The following is a 9,362-nucleotide window of genomic DNA, read 5'->3' on the forward strand; positions in this document are numbered from 1 at the left end:
GGGGTCGTCGGCGGGGGTGGCGACCTCGACCTCGGTCGTGTCCTTGTCCGCTACGGGCTCGGCGTCGGCCTTCGGCTCGGTGGTCGGCGCGGGACCGTCGGCGGGGGTGGCTTCCGCGTCGGCCGTGTCCTTGTCCGCCACGGGCTCGGCTGCCTGCTCGCCCTCCACCTCGGCGGCGGGCGCGGCGTCCGTTTCGGCGGCGGCCGGAGTGTCGGCCGCAGCGTCTGCGGCGGGCTCGGTCGTGTCGGCTGCCGCGGACGTGGTTGCGGCCTCGGCCGGGGTGTCCGTCGCGTCGGCCTCGGTCTTCGGCTCGGCGGTCGGCGTGGGGTCGTCGGCGGCGGTGGCTTCGGCCGTCTCGTCCGTGGCCGGCTTGGCTGCGGCTTCCGCTTCTGCCTCGGCCGGTGTGTCGTTCTCGGTCTTCGGCGCGGGGTCGTCGGCGGGGGTGGCCTCGGCGCCGGCCGTGTCCTTGTCCGCCACGGGCTCGGCTGCCTGCTCGCCCTCCGCCTCGGCGGCGGCCGGAGTGTCGGTGTCGCCGGTGGTGGCCTCGGCGTCGGCAACGGGCTTGGCTGCGTCGGTCGCTGCGGATGTGGTTGCGGCCTCGGCCGGGGCGTCCGTCGCGTCGGCCTCGGTCTTCGGCTCGGCGGTCGGCGCGGGGTCGTCGGCGGCGGTGGCCTCGGCCATCTCGTCCGTGGCCGAGTCGGCGGGCTTGGCTGCGGCTTCCGCTTTCGCTTCCGCCTCGGCCGTCTGCTCGTCGGCGGCTTCCTGCTTCGCCTCCGCTTCGGCGGGAGTGTCGTTCTCGGTCTTCGGCGCGGGGTCGTCGGCGGGGGTGGCTTCCGCGTCGGCCGTGGCCTCGTCCGTTACGGGCTTGGCTGCGGCTGCCTGCTCGCCTTCCGCCTCGGCGGCGGGCGCGGCGTCCGCTTCGGCGGCGGCCGTCGGCTCGGCCGCGGCGTCGGCGTCGCTGGTGCTCGCCTTGACGTCGGCGGCGGGCTCATCCTCGGCGGCCTCGGCCGTGACCGGCTCCGCCGGTACGGCTGTGGCGTCCGGCTTTGGCTCGGTCGACCTCGCGGGCTGGTCCTTCTCTCCTGCCTCCGGCGCGGGTTGCGCGTCGGAGGCGTCGGAAGATTCCAGGATCTCGTCCAGCGTCTTGAGCGGTTCGGTCAGCGAGGGGTGGTGGGCAACTGCCTCCTCGCCGTCCGTCTTTTCCGACTTTTCCGAGCGCGCGGACGGCGCGGCCGCGGAGGACGAGGCAGCCGTCGAGGCGGGCTCGGAAGCGGCGGCAGGCTCGGAAGCGGTCGCGGTCGCGGTCGCGGTCGCGGTCACGGGCGCGGGCTCAGACGCGGGCTCGGGTGCGGGGGCGGGCTGCTCCTGGGGGTCCGGGACAACTGCCGCCTCCGGCGCAGCCGAAGCGTCGACCCGCGGCGTGCGGGAGCGTCCGAAAACTTTGCGCAGTAGGTCCCGTATGGCCATGGGAGATACCTCATCACGTGTCGAGTCCGGGGCATGGCGGTACATGTCCGTGGTGCGGAAAGGCTAGCGGGCCGATCAGCAGTACTCAGCTGCCGATTCCGGTTACCCGCCGTTCACTCCCGATTCAGGCGATGGTCGCCGGTCCGCGGCTCTACGCCCATAGCTTCGCCCCGGATGGGGTCCCGACACCGTGTCGGCGCGGGTTGCGCGCTGGACGGTCCTACGCGAAATCCATGCGTGCAATCCGTACGGAGGGTAAGACGTGCGCAAGCTCCTGCCGCTCATCAACTCGCACCCGGGTGGTCGTTCCGCCCTGACATGCCGCTACCGCTGTGGTGACGCCTGTTTTCACGAGGTGCCCAACACCAGCGACAACGCCTACATCGGTGACGTCATAGCCGGTGCGCTGTCCCGCCGTTCGGTGCTGCGCGCCGGCGCGGTGGTTTCGGTCGCGGCCGCGGCCGGGGTGACCGCGGTGGGGCGGGCGCCGGAGGCTGCCGCGGCCGACGGGGCGGCCGAGGCGACCGCGGCCGACAAGGGGGCGGGCAAGGCCGCCCGCGGGCTGCGTTTCTCGCCGGTCGCGCCGAACACCACCGACGCCGTCGTGGTCGCCGAGGGCCACGACCAGAATGTGGTGATCCGCTGGGGCGACCCGATCCTGCGCGGGGCGCCCGCGTTCGACCCGGCCAACCAGTCGGCGAAGGCGCAGTCGGGCCAGTTCGGTTACAACAACGACTACATGGCCGTGCTGGACATCCCGCAGGAGCGTGACCGCCAGCTGCTCGTGGTCAACCACGAGTACACCGACGAGGTGCTGATGTTCGCCGGGTACGACGCGGCGAACCCGACTCGTGAGCAGGCCGAGATCGCCTGGGCGGCGCACGGCCTGTCCGTGGTGGCGACGCAGGAGGACCGCAAGCTGGGCAAGCTGACGGCCGTGTCGCGGCACCGTCTGAACCGCCGGATCACCGCGACCACGCCGTTCGAGGTGACGGGCCCGGCCGCGGGCAGCAAGCTGCTGCGGACTTCGGCGGACCCGACGGGCAAGCGGATCCTGGGCACGCTGAACAACTGTGGTGGCGGCATCACCCCGTGGGGCACGGTCCTGTCGGGCGAGGAGAACTTCAACCAGTACTTCGCCAACGCCGGTTCGGTGACCGACCCGACCACCGCCGCCCGCCTCAAGCGCTACGGCCTGGCGGGTGCGGCCACCGAGCGCAAGTGGGAGCGTTTCGACAAGCGTTTCGACGTGGCGCAGGAGCCGAACGAGACCAACCGCTTCGGCTGGGTCATCGAGATCGACCCGTACGACCCGGAGTCGACGCCGCGCAAGCTCACCGCGCTGGGCCGGTTCAAGCACGAGGCCGCCGAGCCCCGGCTGACCGACGATGGCCGTCCGGTCCTCTACATGGGCGACGACGAAAAGTTCGACTACTTCTACAAGTTCGTCTCGTCCAAGCGGATGATGAAGGGCACCAGCCGGGCCGCGCGCGAGCACAACCGCACGCTGCTCGACGAGGGCACGCTGTACGTCGCCAAGTTCACCGGTGACAGCCCGGCTGCCGAGATCGACGGCTCCGGAAAGCTACCGAAGGACGGCGAGTTCGACGGCTCCGGCGAGTGGATTCCGCTGGCGAGCGGCACGACCTCGTATGTCGAGGGGATGACGGCCGAGGAGGTCTACGTCTTCACGCGGCTGGCCGCCGACAAGGTGGGCGCGACGAAGATGGACCGTCCGGAGGACGTGGAGCCCAGCCCGCGTACGGGCAAGGTGTACGTGGCGCTCACCAACAACAGCGACCGCGGCAAGGCGGGCAAGGCCCCGGCCGACGAGGCGAACCCGCGCAACATCAACAAGCACGGCCAGATCCTGGAGCTGACCGAGCGCTGGAGTGACCCGGCGGCCCGCCGTTTCAGCTGGAAGCTGTTCCTGGTGTGCGGCGACCCGGCGGACCCGAGCACGTACTTCGGCGGTTTCCCGAAGGACCAGGTGTCCCCGATCTCCTGCCCGGACAACATCACCTTCGACGCGTACGGCAATCTGTGGATCTCCACCGACGGCAACGCGCTGGGCAGCCACGACGGGCTGTTCGGGGTGGCGACGTCCGGCAGCAGGCGCGGTGAGGTCAAGCAGTTCCTGACCGTTCCGACGGGTGCCGAGACCTGTGGGCCGATCGTGCAGGACCGGCGGGTGCTGGTGGCGGTGCAGCACCCGGGCGAGCTCGATGGCGCGAGCGTGGAGAAGCCCGCGTCCACCTGGCCCGACGGGCCGGGCAAGCTGACCCGTCCGTCCGTGATCAGCGTGTGGCGGCGCGACGGCGGGAACATCGGCGTCTGAGTCGGCTGAGTCGTCGGCGTCCTCTGAGTCGTCGGAGGCGTCCGACCGGCCGGAAAATTCTTCGGAATTAAACTGCGGCGGAATTGTCCCTGAGGCCAATTCAGCTGACACACAGATCAGTTGTTGTCTGTGTCGGTCAGCTGTTGTTCGGATGGAAAACCCCGTCCGGAAGGGCCTCGCGGGATAATTCCGCCGCTCGCCGTTGCGGCACCTGTGGTGCTCGCAGTGCCCGCGCTGCCTACGGGTCAGCAGCGCTCGTACCGGAAAATCCGCGCTTATCCGAAATGAGCCCCAGGTTACTCAGCCCCGTGATCAAGCATCCCGGGGCTAAACTCGTGAGTCCATAAATCGGGCAGAGTTGGGAAGCGAGAGGATTCATGGCCACACCCGGGCCGTTCGGACCACCGACGGCCAACGGGCGAAGCAGACTGCTGCAGAGCCCACTCGCCCTCATGGACACCACGATGGACCAGCTACGCACATTGATCGTGGTCCATGAGACCGGTACCGCGCTGGGCGCCGCACGGGTGCTGGGCCGGGAACAGTCGAGCGTGCAGAAGCAGCTGGACACGATGAATCGCAACTTCCGTGACCTGTGCGGCGAGCCGCTCGTCCTCAAGCAGGGGCGCGGAAAGGACGTGCTGTTCACCGGCACCGGTGAGGCCCTGGTCGAATTGGCGCGCGGCACGCTCGGCGACTGGCTGGAGGGCATCCACGAATCCCGTCGCCGGCTCGGTAAAACCCTGATGGTGGGCACCACGCGCTTCACCCTCGGCTATCTCGCGGGGGCCGGTGAGCGGGTGGCCGAGGAGTTCGAGCAGCGGGGCATCGAGCTGAAGGTCGGGCATGTCCGCACCCGGGATGTGCTGGGCAAGTTGCGCGCCAAGGACGTGGACCTGGTCTGCGGCAGTGTGGTGACCAGCCCGCAGGGGAACGGCGTCGACAACGAGCTGGACGCGTTCGATGTGATGGAGTGGCGGCGCAGCGGGGTGTCGCTGCTGACGAATCTGCCGCACTCCCGGCTGCCCGGCCCGACCGTTACGAGCAGTGAGCTGCGCACGCTGCCGCTCGTCGTCTCGGCCAGCGGGCTGATGGCGGGGGTGCTGCACACCTGGTTCGGCGCCGACTACCGCAACAAGCTGCATATCGCGGCCGAGATCGACACCGTCACCTACGGCTTCGAGCTGCTGCGCTCGGGCCTGTTGCGGGGCTGCATGCTGGTCACCAAGGGCGTCGCCGAGGCGGCCGGCGATCCGCGGGTCGCGTACGGGCGCGGGATGCGGGCCGTCGAGCTGGTCAACGACACCGGGCCGCGGCTCGAGGTGCTGCTCGGCGCCTTCACCCGCCGCGGGGAGCGCGCCCACTACGAAGCGAGCCATCCGCTCAATCTGCTGTGGGACGCGCTGGCGCTGGAGAACGAGCAGTGGCGGCGGGAACAGCGCTGGCCGACCGAGGGCCTGGAGCCTGACCCCTTCGAGCTGGCCAACTCCTACAACCCCAGCGAGAGCTGAGCCGCCGGGGCGCGGCCCGCGCGGGCTTTTCAGTGCAGTTCGAGGTCGACCAGCAGGGCCCGGTGGTCGGTGTGCGGCAGATCCAGGAAGCGGGCGGCGCGGGGGCGTAGCGCGTCGCTGACCAGGACATGGTCGATCTGGGCGCCCAGCGCCGGGGTCGTCAGAGTCGGCCAGCTGGGCGTGCGGGACATGCCGACCGCCCGCGCGCTGTCCCGCATTCCGGTGTCGAGGAGGGAGCGGAAGGCGGCGTGGTCCTGGGTGGCGTTGAAGTCCCCCGCGATCAGGGTGGGTTCGTCGCCCCGGTCGGCCGCGTACGCGCGCAGCCGCCCCAACTCGGTGCGCCAGACGTCCAGCTGCCCCGGCATCGGCGGCATGGGATGGGCCACTTGTACATGGAGCCGCCGCCCGGCGATCCGTACGACGGCCCGGGGCATCGCCAGCTTGCCGGAGATCCCGGCTTCGGGGGTGAGCGGGTAGGTGCTGAGGATCGCCGAACCGTGTGCCGCATCGCCGGGGACCGTGATGACCTTCCGGTACGGGTAGGCCTCGCGCAGGGCGGCCGAGTCGAGCGCCGCACCGCAGCGGGTGTCGCACTCCTGGACCGAGACGAGGTCGGGCTTCTCCCGCCGTACCGCGTCGACCAGCCCCTTCGTCGCCCCGCCGAACTCCAGGTTGGCGGTCAGCACGCGCAGCTGCGCCACCACCGGGCCGCGCGGCCGCGGCGCCGGGCCGCCGGGGTCGTAAGGCTGCATGAACCAGCCGGTCACCGCGGCCGTGGCCAGCGCCCACGCACACCCCAGCGGCCAGCGCGCCGCCACCGCGAGCACCAGGCCGAGCAGTGCGGGGACCAGCAGCCAGGGGAGGAAGGCCAGCAGCTGCGGTACGGGCGTGATCCCGTCGCTGTCGGCGGCCCGGCAGCCCAGCACCACGCCGACCAACGCCAGCGGCAGCGCCGCGCACCAGGCGGCCACCTGCCGGGCCCGTCCGCGCGGAGGCCGGGCGAAGCGGCGTACGGGCCGCAGTACGGGCCGTATCAAGCGGCGTACAGGGTGTACGGGCTCGGCGGCCCGGTCCTCCCCGGCTGTCGTCGTCTGCACGCGTGCCTTCCTGGTTTTCAGGGCTCGGTTTCCCCCGGCTGCCCCCGGGCGGCGGGGGCCCTCATTCTTCCGTGAGCGTCCCCGGGAGCGCGGTCACCCTGGGGCGAAGGTCACTGATGGTGCGGAGATCCTTACTTTGTGAGCATTGACACGTCGTCAGGTCCGCTGGCATGTGCCAAAATTCCTCCCCATGGCAGTGGTTGAGCAGACGGTCGCCCCCGAGCGCCTTCTGGCGGTCGAACAGGCGATCGACGCGTTCGCCGAGGGCGGCTTCGTCATCGTCTACGACGAGCTGGCCAAGGAGCATCGCGGCGTTCTGCTGCTCGCCGCCGAGCACACACACGAGGGCGCGCTCAAGCAGCTGCTGGACCACACCTCCGGCATGGTCTGCGTGGCCCTGCCGGACGGGCACGCCGACCGGCTGCGGCTGCAGCGGCTGACGGTGGACGAGGAGCACACCACGACGCTGCTCAGCGCCGGCTTCACCGTCCCCGTCGACCTGCTGGGGCCCACCACGACCACCGGCCTGTCCGCCGCGGACCGCTCACGCACCGTCCAGGCGCTCGCCGATCCGCAGACCACCCCCGACCAGCTGGGGTGTCCGGGGCATGTCTTCCCGGTGTGCGCGATGCCGGGCGGGGTGCTGGAGCGGGAGGGGCATGCCGAGGCGGCCGTCGATCTGTCGCGGCTGGCGGGGCTCTCCGGGGTGACCGCGGTCGGTGCGGTCGTCACGGCGGACTGGGAGCTGGCGGGCCACGAGGATCTGAGCCGGCTCGCGGCCAGCAGGCTGCTGCCGCTGATATCGGTGGCCGATCTGGTGGCGTACCGGCTGGCCCGTCAGGCCCTGGGGCGATAGCGGGGCCGAGACCGGCTCCTCCGTACGGTCCGCGACTCCGTACGGTCCTCACGGCGCGTCCGCGTCCGGCGCCGTACGGTCCTCACGCGTCGCGCAGCGCCAGCACCGTCTCGACCGTGTCCGCCTCCTCCGCCGGCTTGTCCTCGCGGTAGCGCAGCACCCGCGCGAAGCGCAGCGTCACCCCTTCCGGATAGCGGGAGGACCGCTGGAGCGAGTCGAAGGCGACCTCCACGACCAGTTCGGGCCGTACCCGCACCACCCATCCGTCGTCGCTGACGGCCAGCCGCAGCAGCGCCTCCGTCTGCCAGCCGAGCTGCTTGTCGGTGAGGCCCTTGAAGGTCTTGCCGAGCATGGCGTAGGTGCCGTCCGGGCGCCGGGCGCCCAGGTGGAGGTTGGACAGCTTGCCGGTGCGGCGGCCGTGGCCCCATTCGGCGGCCAGCACGACCAGGTCGAGCGTGTGGACCGGTTTGACCTTGAGCCAGCACGCGCCGCGGCGGCCCGCGCTGTACGGGGCGTCGAGGGACTTGGCCATGACGCCCTCGTGCCCGCGGGCCAGCACATCGGCGGCGAACTCGCGCGCCGCCCGCCGGGTCGCCTCGTCCCGCGGATCCTCGGCCACCAGCCTGCGGACCCGCCGGGGCGCGGGCGCCACCCGGGCCAGTTCGGCGTGGCGGTCGCGGGCGGACAGGTCGAGCAGGTCCCGGTCGTCCACGGCCAGCAGATCGAAGAAGACGGGGTACAGCGGCAGCGAGGCGCTGGCCCCGGCCACGTCGAGCCGGGCGCCGACCCGGCCGGAGATCTCCTGGAACGGCCGGGGCCTGCCGTCGGCGTCGAGGGCGATCACCTCGCCGTCGAGGACCGCCCGCTCCACCGCCAGCTCACGGGCGGCCGCGACCACCTCCGGCAGGCGGTCGGTGATCTCGTCGAGGGTGCGGGTGTAGACGCGTACGGTCTCCTTGTCCCGGTGCACCTGCACCCGGATGCCGTCCAGCTTCTCCTCGACCGCGCAGGGGCCGAGCCGGTCCAGGGCCTCGTCCAGGTCCCGTGCGCTGTGGGCGAGCATCGGCAGCACCGGCCGTCCCACCTCGAGACCGAACTCGGACAGCGCCGGCGGCCCGTTCTCCAGCAGCGCCTGGGCGACCGCGCCCAGTGAGCCGCCGAGCATCACCGCGCGGCGCACCTCGGCGGGGGGCGCGCCGACCGCGGCCGAAAGCCCCTCGACGGCGAGCGCGTCCAGCGCGCCCTGGCGCAGCTCCCCGCCGATCAGCCCGAACAGAAAGGCCTGCTCGTCCTCGGTGGCGGCGGACATCAGCCCGGATACCAGCCGCTTGCGTTCGGTGGTGGCGCCGGTGCCGGAGACGGCGGCGACCCGGTCCAGGGCCTGGTGGACGTCGAGCACTCCGAGGCGGGGCCCGGCGGCCGGTTCCGGGCGTACCCGCAGCCCGGCCCAGCCCACCCCGATACGGCGTTGCGGCAGCCTGCCCGCGAGATAGGTGATCACCACGGGCGCCTCGGCCGGCTCCACGCGGCTGAGCAGCCGGGCCAGGGCCGCGATCTTCTCCGAGCGGGCGGAGGTGGCCGCGACCTCGCGGGAGGTACGGGCGACTTCGGCCAGCAGCATGGCTTCAGCCTCGCCCTTTCTGCCCGCCCGCGCACCCCGGCCGCGTGCGGTGGCCGCGATANNGCACGCGGTTCACCCCGTGGGTGCGGCGTGGCAGGGCACGAGCAGGGAGCGGCCACGGGACAGCAGATCGACTATGAAGCTCTCTTCGAGGCCACTCCGAGTCCGAATCTGGTGCTGGGTCCCGATCTGGTGATCGTCGCGGTCAATCAGGCCTATCTGAACGCCACCCGGACCAGGCGCGAGGATCTGCTCGGCCGCCATGTCTTCGACGCCTTCCCCGACAACCCGGCGGATCCGAACGCCACCGGGACCCGCAATCTGGGCGCCTCCCTGAGACGGGTCCTGGCGACGGGCGAGCGGGACAGCATGGCGCTGCAGAAGTACGACATCCCCGTCCCCGGCGACGAGGGTGAGGGCGTGGGCGAGGGCGGGAGCGACGAGGGTGAGGGCAGCGAGGCCGGGAGCGACG

The 9,362-nt window shown here is 71.8% G+C and carries 6 protein-coding genes and 1 pseudogene; 4 read left to right on the top strand and 3 right to left on the bottom strand.

Annotated features, from left to right (window positions below):
• Window positions 1-1,320 (bottom strand): annotated as a pseudogene (locus CCN51_RS30455) (hypothetical protein); the annotation flags it as partial.
• Window positions 1,321-1,729: 409 nt separating this feature from the next.
• Here CCN51_RS30455 and CCN51_RS30460 point away from each other — a divergent pair.
• Together CCN51_RS30460 and CCN51_RS30465 are read left to right on the top strand one after the other, a co-directional pair.
• Window positions 1,730-3,805 carry a PhoX family protein gene (locus CCN51_RS30460; protein WP_014178068.1) on the top strand — a complete coding sequence of 692 codons (2,076 nt, stop codon included), beginning with the start codon at window positions 1,730-1,732 and terminating at the stop codon, window positions 3,803-3,805.
• A gap of 452 nt (window positions 3,806-4,257) precedes the next feature.
• Window positions 4,258-5,316: a LysR family transcriptional regulator gene (locus CCN51_RS30465; protein ID WP_014178069.1), complete on the top strand. Its 1,059-nt coding sequence runs from the start codon at window positions 4,258-4,260 to the stop codon at window positions 5,314-5,316.
• A 29-nt stretch (window positions 5,317-5,345) separates the two neighbouring features.
• Here CCN51_RS30465 and CCN51_RS30470 read toward each other — a convergent pair whose 3' ends face one another.
• Complete coding sequence (locus CCN51_RS30470) at window positions 5,346-6,413, bottom strand: endonuclease/exonuclease/phosphatase family protein (protein ID WP_014178070.1); 1,068 nt, start codon at window positions 6,411-6,413, stop codon at window positions 5,346-5,348.
• A gap of 190 nt (window positions 6,414-6,603) precedes the next feature.
• On the opposite strand from CCN51_RS30470, the gene CCN51_RS30475 reads away from it, so the two are divergent.
• Complete coding sequence (locus tag CCN51_RS30475; RefSeq protein WP_055413977.1) at window positions 6,604-7,269, top strand: 3,4-dihydroxy-2-butanone-4-phosphate synthase; 666 nt, start codon at window positions 6,604-6,606, stop codon at window positions 7,267-7,269.
• Window positions 7,270-7,351: 82 nt separating this feature from the next.
• Here CCN51_RS30475 and CCN51_RS30480 read toward each other — a convergent pair whose 3' ends face one another.
• Window positions 7,352-8,890, bottom strand: coding sequence for an ATP-dependent DNA ligase (locus CCN51_RS30480; protein ID WP_014178072.1), 1,539 nt, complete (start codon window positions 8,888-8,890; stop codon window positions 7,352-7,354).
• A 90-nt stretch (window positions 8,891-8,980) separates the two neighbouring features.
• Here CCN51_RS30480 and CCN51_RS30485 point away from each other — a divergent pair.
• Window positions 8,981-9,362: PAS domain-containing protein (locus CCN51_RS30485; RefSeq protein WP_245881707.1), on the top strand; the 382-nt coding region annotated here is incomplete at its 3' end.

Source organism: Streptomyces milbemycinicus, assembly GCF_002154605.1.
GTDB lineage: Bacteria > Actinomycetota > Actinomycetes > Streptomycetales > Streptomycetaceae > Streptomyces > Streptomyces milbemycinicus.